Source organism: Thermoplasmata archaeon (genome assembly GCA_035632695.1).
Taxonomy (GTDB): domain Archaea; phylum Thermoplasmatota; class Thermoplasmata; order RBG-16-68-12; family RBG-16-68-12; genus RBG-16-68-12.
The window spans coordinates 1-15,776 of sequence record DASQGG010000059.1; the positions used below are offsets into that span (position 1 = coordinate 1).

Below are 15,776 nucleotides of genomic sequence, written 5' to 3' on the forward strand. Positions count from 1 at the left end.
TCATCGGCCGTAAGCGTGCCTTCGCGATCGGATGCGCGATCTACGGCTGCGGGTCGTTCATCACCGCGGTCTCGCCGAGTCTCGGCGTGTTGATGTTCGGCTGGTCGCTCCTGGAGGGCGTCGGCGCCGCGCTGATCCTGCCCGCGATCGAGACGAGCGGCCCGGGAACCTACCCGTGGTTTTGGCTCATCACGGCGGGCTGGGGGATCGGCGTCGTGGGGCACTTCGTGTCCGTGTTCGCGGGTGAGGGATACGTCGAGCACGCATCCCAACGGGAGTACAACCGTCTGAAGCACCAGGGACCCTGAGTCCTCCGACCCGCGGAAGGGAGGGGTCGTCAGTCCGAGGCCACCATCATCACCAGGACCGCAGCGGCGACCACGATCACGAGCCACTTCCAGTTCTTCCGCAGAAAGAGAAGGATTGCCGACGGAGTTCGTTCCGCGGGAGCTGCGGCCATGCGAGCCGGAGGACGACCGCCGCGCTAGAAGACCCTTTTCCCACGATCCGGACCCCGCGAGCTTCGGGTGCGCGCAGAACCCGCGGTCACGCGACGAGGACGACGAGCAAACACGCGAAGGCGAACACCAGGAGAGGCGCGCGCCACCGCGCGCTGCGCACGAAGCGGTCCAACGCGTCCTTGTAGGATGGGCTCGGGGGCATCGAAACCAAGACCCTTGCCGCGGACATCGCGGACCGCGTGGCCAAGAACGCTCCGACTCCCGCGACCGCCGCTCCCACGATCAGGGATTCCGGCGCGAAGGGAAGGGGGACGAGAACGGTCGCGGCAAGCAAAACCAGGAGCGCGGCGAGGTTGCCCACTCCGAGGACGGGGTCCAGCCGGCGGCCCCTCCGCAGGTCCGCGGCCCGGAGGTAGGCTGCGTAGGCCGCATCCCCGAGCTTCACGCGCGCTGGAAGGTGGACGACGATCTGGTCGAGACCAGCTCCCGCGAGCACGGACTCAAGACCCAAGGCAACGAGGAGAAGGACGACGAGGATTTCGGACGCGGCCACCGAGCTCGGGGCGACCGTCCGCAAGACCCACACGAGCGCGGCCGCGGTGCACGCCTGGAGCACGGTCCGGAGCCACGACCAGCGGGCGAAGCGCTCGATCAGGGGTGCCAAGGCCTCCTCCCGATCCTCCGTGCGCCCGATTTGCATCATCACGGGTGCGGCTCGGGTCGTGGTCACCATGTGCGCCAGGGACAGGATGGAGGCGGCGACGAGAGGCACGACGACCTCGGCCCGGGTCCCCGCCCCTACGGCGAGGCTGAGCGCGGCCCAGGTGACGATCGGGCCCCCGGCACCCAGCAACGGATACAGGAGAAACCCCGCGCTCAGGTCCGTGGCCCGGAAGTAGTGCGCGAGGTCCACGCGGCTCATCCCACGGCGAGCCGGGAGCTGGACCGCGATGCGGACGAGCCCCGCCCCCGCGAGGAGGAGATGAAACGCGACCGCAACGAGAAGAAGGTCAACGAGCAGGGGGGGCGTCGCGGCACCTCCTACGCCTTCCGCCGGAGGTCCTCGGTCATGTACCGAGTCAGGACCGGCGCCACCCACCGGCCCACGTCCTCCACGGACGCCGAAGCCAGCGGTTCCAGGCGGAGGATGTGGCGGAGGACGGCCAGACCGAGCAGGGTGGAGCCGATCAAGGCCACCCGCAGCTCCACATCGTCATCGAGGAGGGCGGGAGCCACGCGAGGCGTGATCTGTTGGGCGAACAAGTGACGGAGGAGGGTCGCGGCCTTCGGGTCGGAGGCCGCGGACCGGAGGAGCGCGAGGAGCGGCGTGGCCTCCCCACGCCCGCCCCACCGTTCCAGGAATAGATGTACCACCCGCTCGGCTTGTAGAGTTCGGGGCTCTCCGGGAGGAAGTTCGGATTCGGAGGGCGGGACCATCTGGGAGCGCATGGCTTCCGTGAACAGTCCCTCCTTGGATCGGAAGTAGTGGTAGACGAGCGCGGGGTCCACACGGGCCGCTCCCGCGATTGCGCGAACCGTCGCCCGGTCGAACCCACGCTGCGCAAACTCCCGGAGCGCGGCGCGGAGAATATCCCGACGCGGGTCGCTCCGACCCTTGGGCCGACGGCCACGCTTGGCAGCTCGCGCCCGCGGACGCGTGACCACGATGCCCACCCTATTCCTCCGCGGAAGGTCGAGGCACCGAATCCGGTGCATCCGGGGCCCGGGCTCCGCCCGCGACGTACAGCACCAGAACATCTCCGGCGACGACTCCGAGGAAGGCCACTTCCATCACGAAGGAGAGGAGGTTGTCCTGACCGCCTACGGTGAACTCGACCCCGGTGGAGAACGCGAGGAAGGCGGACGCGAGGGCGACCAACGCAGGCACCCAGAGGGCCGCGCGGCGCGAACGGGCGCTCAAGTAGAGCACGACGCCGCCGGTCCCGAGAATCAGGAAGCCCACGAGGACGTGCACCGCCAAGGCGGCGTAGGAAGCAACCAGGGAGCCCAGATCATGGGACGGGGGCAAGGCAACGAAGAGGTTGAGATAGATGCCCAGGATGTTCTGGACGAGGAGCAGGGCGAGGAGCGTCCACGCCCACAGTGCGATCCGAGACCTCGAGCGGCTTCCGCGCGGGGACACCGCACCGTGCTCCATTCCAGCGGTCATAATTCAACACATGTTGAATTACATACTTAAACCTCACGCGTTCCGACCAAGGTTCCGGACCCCGGTTCGGCGGACAGGAGACGTCTTAGCATCCCACGCGCTCCCGTCGGCGCCCTGAGGGAGTCACCCGTGGAGAGCCCCGAGGTCATCATCGTTGGCGCCGGTTTCGCGGGCCTGGCATGCGCCCACGCGCTGCGGCAGGCGGGCGTTCCCCTCGTGCTCCTGGAGTCCAAGGACCGCGTGGGCGGACGCGTTCGCACGGAGTCCGACCTGGTACCGGGACATCCCGTCGAGGGGGGCGCGATGATGGTCCACGGGAGCGATGCCTCCGTGCTCCGGTGGATGGAGGAATTCGGGCTCACGGCGAAGAAGGTACCCGAGTTCCGCGGGGCCCGCTTCTTCCTGAAGGGGAAGCTCCGAAGCTCCCTGGGTGTCGCCTTGAGCGGTCTCGAGCCGCTCCGCTCGTCCTTCCAAACGCTCCGGAAGTTCCCCAAGGCGATCGCGCGCTACGACGGCCCCGACATCACGTTGGACCGCTTCTTGGAGGAGCGGCACGCCCTGCCCACCGCGAAGCGCTTCGTGGGCGCGATGTACGCGAGCATCAACGCCGCAGACCCCGAGGACGTCAGCGTCCGTGGCCTCGCGGAAGATGCGAACGTGGAGTCCCTCGGCCTTCCCTGGGCGAACTACCAGGTGCCGGAAGGGTATGCGGAAGTTGCGAAGCGGCGCGCTCAGGAATTCGGCGACTCGCTCCGCCTCTGCACGAGAGTCGAGGCAATCGAGTGGACCAAGGACGGAGTTCACGTCAGGGCGCGCGGGCCAGCGGGTCCGGAGAGCTTCGATGGGGCCGCCGCGGTCGTCACCGTCTCCCTAGGTGTCCTCCAGGCCGATGCCCTGGCGTTCCGCCCGGGGCTCCCGGAGCGGAAACGGGCCGCGATTCGAGCCATCGGGTTCGGTCATGCGGACAAGATCCTGCTCGTGTTCGACGCGACCGTCCGCCGCAGCGTGCTCGGCAAGGCGACGTCCGTGGCCTCGACCCAGGGCTCCTGGTTCTTCTTCCCGTTCTACGGGAGGAAGGAATTCCCCCTGGTCCTCGAGGGCTTCCTGTCAGGACAGAGAGCTCTCGCGCTCTCCGGTCGCACGGAACGCGAGGTCGTCGACTCCGTTGTGCGCGAGCTGGAGTCCATGATCCCCGGCGCCGACCTGAAGTCCCACCTGATCGCGGCGCGCTACGTGGACTGGTCCGCCGACCCGGATGTTCGCGGGGGCTACACGTTCCCAAAGATCGGCGGAGGCGCCGAGCAGCGTCGGATTCTGGCGGAGCCCGTGGACGGCGTCCTCTTCTTCGCGGGAGAATCCACCCATGCCGCCGGGCAGTACGCCACGGTCCACGGCGCCCTGGACTCCGGGGTGCGAGCTGCGCATGAAGTGCGTCGGAGCCTGGAGGATCGACGGCTCCTGACCGAGTCCGGCGCGAAGGGCGTGTGAGGTCGTTCAGACGTCGAGGACCTGTCCAAGCCCCCGGCGGAACGCTTCCTCCACCACGAGGTTCGCCACGGCCGCATCCTGGACCCCGACGCCCGTGAGGTCGGCGATCGTGATTTCGTCGTCCGATTCCCTGCCCGGCTTCACCCCCGCCACGATCTCGCCGAGCTCCGCGTACACGTCCTCCTTGGCGAGGACGCCTTCCTCGACGGCGTGGTGAATCTCCCCGAGACGGAGGCACTGCTCGAGGCGGTCCGCCACGATCTTGTCCGCCTTCTGGAGCACGCGCACATCGAGCTCCCGCTTCTCGGGACCGTCGGAACCGACCGCGGTGATGTGCGTCCCGTCCTGGACCCACTCCGCCTGCACGAGCGGCTGGGTGGACGGCGTGACCGTGATGACGATGTCGGAGCCGCGCACCGCCTTCTCCAGGGTCTGCGCGACCGTGACCCGCACGCCGTGGCGAGACTCCACCTCCCGGGCGTACGCCGCGGCCTTCGCCGTGGACCGGCCGAACGCAAGGACCGTGGTCGGATGCCGCACACCGAGGAGGGCGGCGAGCTGGTACCGGGCCTGCGTGCCCACGCCGATGATCCCGACACGGTCGACCTCCCTCTTCGCGAGGACGTCCGCGGCGAGCGCCCCTGCCGCACCCGTGCGGAGGTCCGTGAGGTAGCCGTTGTCGAAGAGGATCGCGCGCGGGAAGCCCGTGGCGGCATCGAAGACGAGGACGAGGCCCCCGCTCACCGGGAGGCCGCGGGTCGGGTTGTCGTAGGATCCGGATGCCGTCTTCACGGAGAAGTACGGCGAACCCTTGAGGAACGCGCCCTTCACGTGGGCCTCCGTCCGCGTCTCGGGGATGTCGATGCCGAGGATGCCCGGGAGGACCGCCTCGCCGCGGGCGAGCTTGCGGAACGCCTCGCGGACCGCCGCAAGCGCCTCCCCAGGCCCTGCCAGCTTGCGGATGTCGGGCTCGAACAGGAGGCGGACCTCGACCATGGTCACCTCGCTTTCGTCGCCTTGAGGTCTCGGAGGAGCTCATCGAACCGCTCGAGACCCGCAAGCAGGTAGTCCGTCGGCGGCCCGATTCCGATCCGCACGTAGCCGTCCATGCCGAACATGTCGCCCGGGACAATCAGGACGGACTTCTCCTTCCGGAGGCGCTCCACGAGGGCCGTGGAATTCATCTTGAGCGTGTACCGCAGATAGCAGATGGCGCCCGCCGCGGGCGGGACATGGGAGAGGACGGCCCCGTGGGAGTCGATCCAGTCGCGGATCGCGGGGTAGTTCTTCTGGAGGATCTCGCGGGTGCGGGCGAGGACCTCCTCCCGCCGACGCTTCGCAAGGACGAGCCTCGCGAGGCGGTCCGAAAGCATCGTCGGAGTGAGCGTGAGGTAGTCGTGGTACGCCATGAGTTCCTCGACCATCGCGGAGGGACCGATGAGCCAGCCGACCCGCAGCCCCGGGAGGCCATAGGCCTTGCTGAGTCCGTTCGTGACCAAGGTCTTCTCGTACCCGTTCCACAGGGTCTCCGTCCGGCGGCCCTCGCGCTCCGCACCCTGGTACACCTCGTCGGAGAGGAGCCAGGCGCCCGCGTCCTCGACGGCGTCCAGCAGCGCCTTCCTCTGCGGCGCCGCCATGATCGCTCCCGTGGGGTTGTTCGGGTTGCACACCTGCACGGCTTTCGTCTTCGGCGTGATGAGCCGCTTGAGATCCTCCGGGTCGAACTGCCATTCGAGGTCCTCGCGGAGCCACAGCGGCTTGGCCTTCACGCCCCAGGTCTTCGCGAGGCCCCACAGCTGCTGGTAGTTCGGCTGCATGACCACGATGTCATCGCCCCGCTCCAGGAGCCGCCACGCGGACGTGAAGATGGCCTCTGAGGAACCGTTCATCACGAGGACGTTGTCCAGGGATGCGTGCGGGTACAGCGCAGCCACGGTCTCCCGCAGCTCGGGCGTGCCCTCGGATTGCGGGTAGCCCAGCGGAACGTCGAGGAACGTCTCGACGGCCTCATCGGATCCGAGGAGCTCGCGCAGGGTGAAGGGGTGCACGCCGCTCTCGGCGAGGTCGTACTCGACCACGTACTCGTACACGGACTGGTAGCGCTCCATCTCGAACGGCTGGATCTTCATGCGCACCCCCGGTAGGGATTCGGACTGGAACGTTAAAGATTCTCTCCACCGCACAACTGGGTTGGCGGTTCGAGTCTCCAAGCGTCGCCCTAGCGTGAAATCAGGAAGACAATGACGAGAAGCGCGAGGAGGACCAAGACGCCGATCAGCCAAGCCGAAGTCCAATCGGACTTGAACGTGCCCTCGGGATCCTTCCAGGTTTCGCCGCTGAGCGGGAAGTTGCGACCCCGAGCCATGCTGCATCCCTCGACTCCGCCACTCCCGGCCCGGGGCTTAATGATTGGGTGGGACTTCCGACCTTCAGGAGCGGAATCCCCCTTTGGCACAGAGGCGGACCGGTCCGCAGCCCCCAACCGGGCCGACGCGCTTAGGCTTCTCCGGCTTCGCCTGAACGGACCGGAATAAGCTCGTCGCTCCGTCGGCGGCCGGATGAATTGGCAGCGGAATCAGGCTGCGCACCGATGCACCATTCACGCGCGCCTTGGACTACGAGAACCGCGCCGCAGACGGAGCAGGTCAGGAACTGGGCACTCGCGGCGGAACCGAGTTCCTCGGAGACCCCGTGCGGACACGCCTCGACCGGCGCGCCGGGACTCCACCTTGCGGGACCGGGTGGGACCACGGGAGTCGGTCTTCCCGGCGTGAATTCGCGCATGGGAGCAAGACCGCGGACCCAGCGACGAAGGCGACCGCCAGGCTTCTCGGCCTCGGCATGCACGAGCGAACGGGCCTAAGCCGCGTCGGACCCCCATTCATCCCGCAGATAGGCTCGGAGCTCGGAGGAGATACGGCGTTCATTCAGTCGGTAGTCGGTTGCACCCAGACCAGGGAGAGACAACATGACACACGTCAATCTGCCGAGGCACTTACCCCTGCGGCCGTCATGTGCCGGTTGCGCTGGACGGCCGTCACACGCCGGGGCAAATCGGATCGTCGGAGGGCGCGGCGCGGTCACTCCCGACGACGGGGACCCTCGACCTTCGGAAGCGCGCCTTCCTTCTCGAGGAGCTTCCGTTTGGTCGCGGGACCGCCGGCGCCGCCGTAGTTGCCCACGCCGCCTGCGGCAGGCACGACGCGGTGGCATGGAACGACCAAGATTGCCGGGTTCTTCGCGCAGACCTGGCCCACGGCTCTCGAGGCCGTCGGCCGCCCGATGAGCCGCGCCAGGTCCCCGTACGTGACCACTTCGCCCGGGGGGACCGTGCGGAGGCACTCGAGGACCTCCTTCTCGAACGGGGTCACATCGAGGTCGAGCGGGATGTCCTGGAGATCGTCGCGACCCGTGGCCAGGTGATCGAGGACCCGCGCCAGGTAGGGATGGTCCTCGCCGTGCGGGAGCTTGGGCGGTTTCGCATCGAGCGACACCGCGGCAATCCGGTCACCGCGGACCGTCATGTTCACGAACAGGCCCAGGTCCTCGCTGAACTTCGCGTACAGATGGAGCGCCTCCGCTCCCGCGGCCTGCGAACCCTGCTCCTCCTGGAGGAGCCGCATCCGGACGACGGGGGCGAGCGCCCGGACGAGCTGGGATTCCGCCGCCTTCAGGTGCTCCTCGAAGGTGCTCCGCGCAATCCCGAGGTCCTGGGCCACCTCGCCCGTGGTCACCTTCCGCGGGGCGTCGTAGTAGCCTGCCTCGAGGGCCGCGAGGACGGCCTGTCCCTGGCGGTGGGTGAGGGAGGGCAGCAGCAGGCCCGAGGCGAGCAGCTCCCGCTCGACCTCGTTCCCATGCAGGACGCTCTTGGACTCGAGCTGGGCGCCCGGGAGGATCGCGGAGAGCACGTCCATCCGGAGCGCGTCAAACAGCAGGAGGCGAACGAGGACCTGGGAGTCGCACCACCGGAGAGGCGGGAGGACGAGCGCGCCCGCCGCGGCGGAGCGTTCCAGGATGCCCGCTTCCGAGGGAGGCGCCTCCACGACGAGCGTGAGAACGTCCGCCTCCTTGGTCTCGTGGCGCGTGACCATATGGGTCGCGAGCGTCTCCTCCGCGTCGTCAATGGTCTGGGAGTCCCCCGAGAGGCGCAGGAGCAGGAGGCTGCCCACGGGCGTGCCCTCCACACAGAGTCCGGGATGAATCTTCGTGAGCTCCGCAATGGGCCCCTTGGCTGGAGCCTGGAGCGAGACGCGATAGGCGGTCATGGCCCGCGGCCAACGCGTCCCCAGGGGATATGGCTTCGCCCGGCAAATGTCGGAACCGATCGAGGAGCTTCGAGAATCACGAGCGTGGGTCGCTCCCGCGGACGCGGCACTCCTCCGCGGCGACCTTGTCCCCGAGGGCGTCGAAGGCCTTGGCTTTGAACCGCCAGATCGCGGGGTACTTCGGATCAACCTGACTCACGCGGTTGAAGCACTCGAGCGCCTTCTGCGCTTCGCCGCGGGAGAGTAGGAACAGCCCGAGGGCGACGAGTGCGTCGTGGTCCTTGGGGTTCGCGCGGAGGTGGACCCGGAGCGCCTCCACGAAATCGCGGTCCATGAGGAGGAGCTTCTCCGCGACGTCCTTGTCACGCATCGAGTCGGGTCCACCGGTGCCGGGTTCTTAGAACTTGCGGGCTTGGCTATCGGCGGCGATACGTTCCCGGAGCGTGAATCCGCTCCCGGAGACCCGTCAAGCAAGCATTAAGAGGAGAGTCGCCGTCGCCAGGAGCGTTCCGAAGCAGGCGACCATGCCCGATACGCACCGAGTCATGGCCAAGGTGGTCCTCGTCGGCGACAAGGCCGTCGGGAAGACCTCGCTCATCCGGCGGTACGTGACGGATCAGTTCGACGACCGCTACCTGCTCACCCTCGGAGCCAAGGTCACGAAGAAGGCCGAGCCCGTCCGCGTCCCTGAAAAGGGCGTGGACGTCTCCGTGGAGCTGAACGTCTGGGACATCATGGGCCAGACCGGGTTCCGGGAACTCCTGAAGGAGGCCTACTTCCACGGGGCGCGCGGCATCCTGGCCGTGGTGGACCTCACGCGGAAGAGCACTCTGGAGGGGATCCCGGACTGGGTCAAGGCCGTGCACGACATCACGGGTCCCGTGCCCATGGTCCTCCTCGCGAACAAGAGCGACCTGACCGCCCAAGCAGCGGTCACGCCCGGCCAGATCGCGGCGGCGGCGAGCGCCCTGAAATGTCCCTCCTTCTCGACCTCCGCGAAGACCGGCGAGAATGTCGAGGCGGCTTTCCGAAATCTGGCCTCGCAGATCGTCCGCGCGTACGTGGTCCGGTAGTCGCCGCCATGGCCCCGGTCAGAGGAAGTAGTCCGGGATCAACTCGTCCTCGGACACGCCCTCGTGGCGGTACCGGGAGAAATCCGTGATACCGGCACCGCGGAGCACATCCTCGTCGATGCAGAATCGCCCCGTGAAGGTGTGGCTGTCCTGCGTCAGGATCACGTGGGCGGCATCCGCGAGGATTTCCGGTTTGCGCGAGCGGCGACGCATCTCGGATCCCAGGATGAGCCGGATGGCCTCCGTGTCGATCGTGGTCCGTGGCCAGAGGGCGTTGAACGCCACGCCATCCTTGCGGAACTCCTCCGCCATCCCGAGGACCCAGGCGCTCATGGCGTACTTGGACAAGGTGTACGCCGCATGGGGAGCGAACCATCGCGGTTCCAGGGAGAGCGGAGGCGAGAGGTTCAGCACGTGCGGGTTGGACGCCCGCTTCAGATGCGGGAGGCACGCCCGTGCGCAGACGAACGCACCACGCGCGTTGATGTCGAACATGAGGTCGTACCGCTTCATCGGAGTGTCCAGCGTCCCCGCCAGATGAATCGCGGATGCGTTGTTGACCAGGATGTCGACCCCGCCAAACCGGTCCACCGTCTTCTGGACCGCGGCCTCAACCTGCGCGTCGAACCGAATGTCCGTCGGGACCGGGAGCGCGCGGCCCCCGGCCATCTCGACCTCCTCCGCCGCGGTGTAGACCGTGCCCGGGAGCTTGGGGTGCGGCTCCGCGGTCTTCGCCGCGATGACCACGTTCGCGCCATCGCGCGCGGCGCGGAGGGCGATGGCCTTGCCGACCCCGCGACTCCCGCCCGTGATGAAGAGGGTCTTTCCTCGAAGCGTCTCCATGTCGATCCCCGGGCCGTAGGGTAGGTCCACCGATGCATATAGCCGCATCCCCGCGCGCCTTCATCCGTCGCCCCCCGCTGCCCCTCCCGAAGGGTTCCGCATCCCCGGTCCGTCCCAAGTGACCCACGACACAATCGTCTCCACCTTCGCGGCCACCCTCGAACCGCTTCCGTTCCTCGACGCGATGTGGGAAGGGGGCGCCGCGGCGTTCCATCGTCTTGACGAGTGGTCCGACGTCGACCTGGACATCGTCGCAACGGACGACCGCGTGCCGGAGACCTTCCATGCCATCGAGGTCGCGCTGACTCGCCTCTCCCGGTCGACCGAGGACCTGCCGGAGCTCGGCCGCCAGGCGCTCGAGTGGTTCCGGGAGGTCCTGCCGACCGTGACCGAAGCCGCGATCCGGACGAAGCTCGGAACCTTGATGTGAAACGCACGGGTTTGCGCCGCCGGTGCGCGTCCTCGTCGTGGGCGGAACGCGGTTCATCGGCCGGCACACGGTCCAGACCCTGTTGGATCGCGGGCACCAGGTCACCTTGTTCCACCGAGGGTCCACGCCGAGTCCCTTCGGCGATCGCGCCGGCGAAATCCTGGGGGACCGGCTGGACCGGACTTCCGTGGCCGATGCCCTTGGAGACCAGGCGCTCGACGCGGTGATCGACATCGCATACGCCTGGGACTCGCGGACCGGAGCCAAGGAGATCGGGTACATCGCCGACACCCTCGAGGGCCACGCTCGGAAGTACGTCTACCTGAGTTCCGTGTCCGTCTACGGCGACGGTCCCTTGCCCCTGCGGGAGGATAGCCCGCGCGATCCGTTGCTTGGCGCGTACAGCGAGGACAAGATCGCCGCCGAAGACTACCTGTTCGACGCCCACCGCCAAGGGCGGTTCGACGTGTCCATCATCCGGCCGCCTTACGTGTACGGCCCCTGGAACAACATCCCTCGCGAGGCCTGGTTCTGGGATCGCATCCTGGCCGGCCGACCCGTCATCGTGCCCGACGACGGGCGGACCCTGTTCCAGTGGGCCGCCGCGAAGGACGTGGCGTGGGCCCTCGCGGAATGCCTCGGGAATCCCGCGGCCAGGGGGGAGGCGTTCAATATCGCGGAGGCCCAACCGCTCACGTACGCGGAGTTCATTGATCGCCTCGCGCACGTGGCGGGCACGCCCGTGGAGAAGGCCTTCGTGCCGCGGAAGAGAATCCACGAGCTCGGAGGCAGCGCGATGGGATCCTCCATGTACTTCGGCGCCACGCTCGATGCGGAGGTCGACTTCTCCGTGAGCATCGAGAAGGCGCGCCGGCTCCTGGGCTTCCGCCCGACCGACCCCACGGTCGGCCTCGGCGAGGCGTACGCATGGTACCTCGCCCACGATCGCGGCCGCCATCCCAAGTTCACGTTCGACAAGGAGGTCCTGGGCCGTTGACCGCGGCGATGGGCGTGGTGTCCGTGAACGTCGCCCTCGGCCGCTCCGTCTCGTGGCAGGGCGGGACCGTCCGCACGGGAATCTTCAAGGAACCGGTGCTGGGGCGGGTCCGCGTCGGACCCCTCGGCCTCGAGGGAGACGAGCAGGCGGACCTCGAAGTCCATGGGGGCCCGCTCAAGGCCGTCTACGCGTACCCAAGCGAGCACTACGCGTTCTGGCGCAGCGCGCTGCCGGAGACCGCCCTGCCCTGGGGCGCGTTCGGGGAGAACCTCACGATCGTGGGATCCCTCGAGAGTTCGGTCCACGTGGGCGACCGGTTCCGGATCGGTACGGCCATCCTTGCAGCGACGAAGCCGCGGTTCCCTTGCTTCAAACTCGGCATCCGCCTGGGCCGGGACGATCTCGTCGACCGCTTCCTGGCAAGCGGACGGACCGGGTTCTACCTGCGCGTTGTCCAAGGAGGCGACGTGGGCGCGGGAGATTCGATCGAGCCGTTGGAGCGGATGACCGCCGCTCCGACGATCGCGGACCTCGCAGCGGAGCGGCGGCGGGAAGCGGGTTCGGCTCCCTAACGGACTCCGTCGCCGTGGTTCCCGCGGCTTCCGACCGTCCGGCGGATTCGCTCGAAATGTCGACGCTGCGACTCCCGAATCTGGGCGCCCACGGACGCCAGCACGGTGAACCCTACGCCGATGCCGATCGGCAGCCAGGCGATCGGGAACAGCTTCGTGATCTCGTGCTGCGGCACCAGGTTCTGCGCGACCAGCGTCGTGATCGCGGTCATCGCGAAGTACGCGGAGTCGACCCAGCCCCATCCTTCGGTCTCGCGGACGAGGATCGCCCCGAGCACCAAGAGCAGGATGAGAATCGTGGACCCCAGCACGACCGTGCTGCCGAGCTCTCGATCGAACCACCAATCAACGATGCGGGCCATGTCCGCGGACGAGCCGCCGCGGCGCACGAGCCTTCGCCGATCGCGGCGAAGCCTTATCGCGCGTCGCGGGTTCCGGGGGCGGGGGGAGGAACCCTTTGGAACGGATCGAGGCCGACGTGCTCATCCCGGGCCATGGCGAGATCGTGAGGAACGCGTGCGTGGTCTTCGACGGACCCACGATCACGTACGCCGGAGGGATCGAAAGCGCGCCAAACCCGGCGCAGGGGATGAAGACGCATCGCGTCCCGGCCATCATGCCGGGGATGTGGGATTGTCACGGGCACCTCATGGGCCTACGGACCACGAACATCGAGGACGGCGCGCGCACGCCCGTGGGAGTCATGGCCGCCCGAGTGACGGCGGACGCGGCTCGCGGCCTCCTGGCGGGGTTCACGAGCGTGCGCGAGGTCGGAGGCCTCGGGATCTTCCTCGCGCGAGCCATCGACGAGGGGAGCATTCCGGGACCCCACGTCTACCCGGCGGGCGGCATGATTTCTCCGACCGGCGGCCACGGCGATCTCCACTCCTTCCCCTTGGAGTTCACCCGCGACGTCCTCGAACGCACCCAGCTGAGCGCCCTCGCGGACGGTGTCCCCGAGTGCCTGAAGGCCGTCCGGTCCATGCTTCGCCTGAACGCGCGCGTGATCAAGATCTGCGCCTCGGGCGGCGTGGCGAGCGAGGTGGATTCTCCGATCCACCAGGAGTTCTCCCGGGAGGAACTCCATGCGATCGTCGAGGAGGCGACCCGCGCGGAGCGGATCGTGGCGGCCCACTGCCATGGGAAGCCGGGCATCCTGGCGGCCCTCGAGGCCGGCTGCAGGACGATCGAGCACGGGACCTACCTCGACGAGGAGGCGGCGGACCTGTTCCTGGAGAAGGATGCGATCTTGGTGCCCACCCGGTTCATCATCGACCGGCTCGCGAAGTCGGCCGCAGCCATGGGATCGCCGGAGTACATCCTGCGGAAGATCGTGCCCGTGGTCGGGCGCCACGAACAGGCGCTCCGCCTCGCGATCCGGAAGGGCGTGCGCATCGCCGTCGGCACGGACATCATCACGAGCGGCGTCACGGGGTACGCGGATTGGGGTCAGAACGCGTTCGAACTCACGTACCTCCAGGAGGCCGGCATGAAACCGCTCCAGGCCATCGAGGCGGCCACGGCCACGGGGCCGCTGACCCTGGGGGCACAGGCCCCTAAATCGGGGCAGCTGCGGGAGGGCTACGACGCGGACATCCTCGCGCTCGCGAAGAGCCCGGTCTCGGACCTGTCCGTCCTCACGAAACCCGAGAACGTCCGGATGATCTGGAAGTCCGGGAAGCTTGTGAAGGATCTCGGCGCGTGAGTTCGAGGACCTCGAGCTCCTCGAAGAACAGCCTCCGCCGGGCCACCGCACGCGCACGAAAGGCCTTGCGCGCCTCTATCCGCGCCGCCGCGTTGGTGCGGCTGAGCAGGAGGTACGCGCGCCCGCTGCGGGCCAAGATCCGGGGAAGGTCGGCCAGGAAACGTAGGGAGACTTCGCTCCCCTGCTGACCGCCAGCCCAGGCCCCGTCCAGGGCGTCGAGGGGCTGCCCGTCCAGATAGGGCGGGTTGAACGCGACTACGTCGAAGGGTCCTCTCACGCCGGCCGCGAGGTCGGTCCGGACGACCGCGAGCTCCACCCGGTTCCGGCGCGCGTTTGCGCGGGCAAGCCCGACGGCATCGGGGTTCGCGTCCGTGGCCACGGCCCGCACCCGTCGCGCCGCGTGCACGGCCACGAGTCCCGTGCCCGTGCCGATCTCCAGGAACCGGTCCCCGTGCCCGAGCGACACGGCCTCGAGGAGCAGCCGGGAGTCCTCGCTCGGCGGGTACACGCCCGGACGCTCCTCGATCACGAGACGCGGGTCGAATTCCACGGTGCGGCCAGCGTCCCCCGTGGGCTTAGCGGTTCGCGGAAAGAGCGCCGCGCCACTCCCGCACGAGGAGCGCGTATACCGCGTCGTCGATGAACCGACCCCGGAAGTACGTGTTCTCGCGCAGCACGCCCTCCCGACGAAAGCCGAGCCGCTCGACGAGGCGGATGGACGGTCCGTTCGTGGGATCGATGAGGGCCTCGACCCGGTTCAGCCGCATCCTGTCGAATCCGTGCGCGAGGACGGCCCGCATCGCCTCGCTCATCAGGCCTCGGCCGCGGTGCTCGCGGGCCAGGTCGTACCCCATCCGCGCCCGGTCACCGCCCTCCCGAACCCACCCGTGGTATCCCAGCGTGCCGATGAGCTCGGGCGATCCGCGGAGGGCCATCCCCCAGCGGATTCCGGTGCCCTGCTCGAAGGGGTGCACGGCGTACCGGAGGAGCTCGCCCTTCGCGGCCTCTCGGTCCGCGGGCGGTTCGAACGCGGTCATCTCGACGATCTCGGGGTCGGAGAAGTGACGGAGCCAGAACGCCGTGTCGTCGAGGGTGATCTCCCGCAGGACGAGCCGTGCCGTCTCGAGCGCGGGGAACGGCGAGCGCGGCGGAGCGGCCGAACGGTCCATGGGAGTTCCGGGAGGGAGCCGCGACCATAAGACGCTTCACGCGGCATGCCGGAACCGCGGGGCCGTGGTCGCCCTCAGCGACGATTTTCAGGCGGAACGCTTTATTAACCGCCGCGGGTAGCGCGTCCGCATGGCGAGCGGCCAGAGACTTGCGAGCTGGTATCACGGCCTGTTCCACGTCGCCCAGGCGACCATGCACGATCGATGGGTGAAGTGGCTGCGGCTGGTCTCCTTCTTGGCGGCCTCAAGCATCGCCACCCAGGTCGTGCTCCGCAACCTCCTGGGCCTGGTAGGCCTGGAGAACCTGCTGCCAAGCTCCGTCCTCACGATCCTCGTGGCCTCCGCCGTGTGGATCATCGCCTACCCGACGATGTGGCTTCGGATGATCACGGTGATGGCGGAGATGGAGGCGAAGAAGGAGTTCGAAGCCGTCCTCCACGAAATCGAGAAGCTCCATCCCCACCACCGGTCCCCGCCCGCGAGTGCGGAACCTCCGCGTTCCGCATGAGCGGGTTCATCTAGCCGCGCGAACTCCTCGGGTGCGTGAAGCGCAAGGAGCGCCCGCCCAAGGATTCCCGTCCCAAGGAGAAACGATTCCGCCAT

Annotated in this window: 21 protein-coding genes; 8 read left to right on the forward strand and 13 right to left on the reverse strand. The window is 68.3% G+C overall.

Translation table 11 applies throughout. The features are described 5' to 3' along the window. Positions 1 to 188 precede the first annotated feature (188 nt). Positions 189 to 308 (forward strand): hypothetical protein, encoded by a 120-nt coding sequence (locus VEY12_04665; GenBank protein ID HYM39424.1) that lies wholly within the window; start codon positions 189 to 191, stop codon positions 306 to 308. Positions 309 to 337: 29 nt separating this feature from the next. Here VEY12_04665 and VEY12_04670 read toward each other — a convergent pair whose 3' ends face one another. From VEY12_04670 to VEY12_04685, 4 genes are all read right to left on the reverse strand, one after another. Further along, entirely contained in the window at positions 338 to 460 is a 123-nt protein-coding gene (locus VEY12_04670) for a hypothetical protein (protein ID HYM39425.1), read from the reverse strand. A gap of 86 nt (positions 461 to 546) precedes the next feature. Next, positions 547 to 1,383 (reverse strand): hypothetical protein, encoded by an 837-nt coding sequence (locus VEY12_04675; GenBank protein ID HYM39426.1) that lies wholly within the window; start codon positions 1,381 to 1,383, stop codon positions 547 to 549. 119 nt (positions 1,384 to 1,502) lie between these two features. Next, complete coding sequence (locus tag VEY12_04680) at positions 1,503 to 2,219, reverse strand: TetR family transcriptional regulator (protein HYM39427.1); 717 nt, start codon at positions 2,217 to 2,219, stop codon at positions 1,503 to 1,505. After that, positions 2,137 to 2,631, reverse strand: a complete 495-nt coding sequence (locus VEY12_04685; GenBank protein ID HYM39428.1) for a hypothetical protein — start codon at positions 2,629 to 2,631, stop codon at positions 2,137 to 2,139. The genes VEY12_04680 and VEY12_04685 overlap by 83 nt, the downstream gene beginning before the upstream one ends. 129 nt (positions 2,632 to 2,760) lie before the next feature. Here VEY12_04685 and VEY12_04690 point away from each other — a divergent pair, with 129 nt between their 5' ends. After that, positions 2,761 to 4,119 carry an NAD(P)/FAD-dependent oxidoreductase gene (locus tag VEY12_04690; protein ID HYM39429.1) on the forward strand — a complete coding sequence of 453 codons (1,359 nt, stop codon included), beginning with the start codon at positions 2,761 to 2,763 and terminating at the stop codon, positions 4,117 to 4,119. Positions 4,120 to 4,125: 6 nt separating this feature from the next. On the opposite strand, the gene VEY12_04695 is transcribed toward VEY12_04690, so the two are convergent. The 5 genes from VEY12_04695 to VEY12_04715 all read right to left on the reverse strand — a co-directional run bounded on the left by VEY12_04695 (position 4,126) and on the right by VEY12_04715 (position 8,754). Then, positions 4,126 to 5,115 carry an ornithine cyclodeaminase family protein gene (locus tag VEY12_04695; protein HYM39430.1) on the reverse strand — a complete coding sequence of 330 codons (990 nt, stop codon included), beginning with the start codon at positions 5,113 to 5,115 and terminating at the stop codon, positions 4,126 to 4,128. A 2-nt stretch (positions 5,116 to 5,117) separates the two neighbouring features. Beyond that, positions 5,118 to 6,248, reverse strand: coding sequence for an aminotransferase class I/II-fold pyridoxal phosphate-dependent enzyme (locus VEY12_04700; GenBank protein HYM39431.1), 1,131 nt, complete (start codon positions 6,246 to 6,248; stop codon positions 5,118 to 5,120). 89 nt (positions 6,249 to 6,337) lie between these two features. Continuing rightward, positions 6,338 to 6,484 carry a hypothetical protein gene (locus VEY12_04705; GenBank protein HYM39432.1) on the reverse strand — a complete coding sequence of 49 codons (147 nt, stop codon included), beginning with the start codon at positions 6,482 to 6,484 and terminating at the stop codon, positions 6,338 to 6,340. Between the two features lie 715 nt (positions 6,485 to 7,199). Continuing rightward, positions 7,200 to 8,384 (reverse strand): methylated-DNA--[protein]-cysteine S-methyltransferase, encoded by a 1,185-nt coding sequence (locus VEY12_04710; protein HYM39433.1) that lies wholly within the window; start codon positions 8,382 to 8,384, stop codon positions 7,200 to 7,202. A 76-nt stretch (positions 8,385 to 8,460) separates the two neighbouring features. Further along, positions 8,461 to 8,754, reverse strand: a complete 294-nt coding sequence (locus VEY12_04715) for a tetratricopeptide repeat protein (protein ID HYM39434.1) — start codon at positions 8,752 to 8,754, stop codon at positions 8,461 to 8,463. Between the two features lie 154 nt (positions 8,755 to 8,908). Here VEY12_04715 and VEY12_04720 point away from each other — a divergent pair, with 154 nt between their 5' ends. Beyond that, positions 8,909 to 9,457: a Rab family GTPase gene (locus tag VEY12_04720; GenBank protein ID HYM39435.1), complete on the forward strand. Its 549-nt coding sequence runs from the start codon at positions 8,909 to 8,911 to the stop codon at positions 9,455 to 9,457. Between the two features lie 18 nt (positions 9,458 to 9,475). Here the strand turns inward: VEY12_04720 and VEY12_04725 are convergent, their stop codons facing one another. Further along, positions 9,476 to 10,300 (reverse strand): NAD(P)-dependent oxidoreductase, encoded by an 825-nt coding sequence (locus VEY12_04725; protein HYM39436.1) that lies wholly within the window; start codon positions 10,298 to 10,300, stop codon positions 9,476 to 9,478. 118 nt (positions 10,301 to 10,418) lie between these two features. Here VEY12_04725 and VEY12_04730 point away from each other — a divergent pair, with 118 nt between their 5' ends. From VEY12_04730 to VEY12_04740, 3 genes are read left to right on the forward strand one after another with little or no spacing between them, the layout of a single operon-like run. After that, positions 10,419 to 10,730, forward strand: a complete 312-nt coding sequence (locus VEY12_04730) for a hypothetical protein (protein HYM39437.1) — start codon at positions 10,419 to 10,421, stop codon at positions 10,728 to 10,730. Positions 10,731 to 10,752: 22 nt separating this feature from the next. Next, on the forward strand, positions 10,753 to 11,727 hold the full coding sequence (locus VEY12_04735; protein ID HYM39438.1) for an NAD-dependent epimerase/dehydratase family protein: 975 nt from the start codon (positions 10,753 to 10,755) through the stop codon (positions 11,725 to 11,727). Beyond that, entirely contained in the window at positions 11,724 to 12,299 is a 576-nt protein-coding gene (locus tag VEY12_04740; protein HYM39439.1) for an MOSC domain-containing protein, read from the forward strand. Before VEY12_04735 ends, VEY12_04740 begins: the two co-directional genes overlap by 4 nt. Here VEY12_04740 and VEY12_04745 read toward each other — a convergent pair. Beyond that, entirely contained in the window at positions 12,296 to 12,661 is a 366-nt protein-coding gene (locus VEY12_04745; protein ID HYM39440.1) for a potassium channel family protein, read from the reverse strand. The genes VEY12_04740 and VEY12_04745 overlap by 4 nt on opposite strands. Before the next feature lie 143 nt (positions 12,662 to 12,804). On the opposite strand from VEY12_04745, the gene VEY12_04750 reads away from it, so the two are divergent. After that, positions 12,805 to 14,004, forward strand: a complete 1,200-nt coding sequence (locus VEY12_04750) for an amidohydrolase family protein (protein ID HYM39441.1) — start codon at positions 12,805 to 12,807, stop codon at positions 14,002 to 14,004. Here VEY12_04750 and VEY12_04755 read toward each other — a convergent pair. Both VEY12_04755 and VEY12_04760 read right to left on the reverse strand, forming a co-directional pair. Beyond that, on the reverse strand, positions 13,937 to 14,554 hold the full coding sequence (locus VEY12_04755) for a HemK2/MTQ2 family protein methyltransferase (GenBank protein HYM39442.1): 618 nt from the start codon (positions 14,552 to 14,554) through the stop codon (positions 13,937 to 13,939). The two genes, VEY12_04750 and VEY12_04755, sit on opposite strands and share 68 nt — an antisense overlap. Positions 14,555 to 14,579: 25 nt before the next feature. After that, positions 14,580 to 15,173 (reverse strand): GNAT family protein, encoded by a 594-nt coding sequence (locus VEY12_04760; GenBank protein HYM39443.1) that lies wholly within the window; start codon positions 15,171 to 15,173, stop codon positions 14,580 to 14,582. 130 nt (positions 15,174 to 15,303) lie between these two features. Between VEY12_04760 and VEY12_04765 the strand changes: the two genes are divergently transcribed. After that, a complete protein-coding gene (locus tag VEY12_04765; GenBank protein ID HYM39444.1) occupies positions 15,304 to 15,681 on the forward strand; it encodes a hypothetical protein in 378 nt (125 codons plus the stop codon). Positions 15,682 to 15,776 lie beyond the last annotated feature (95 nt).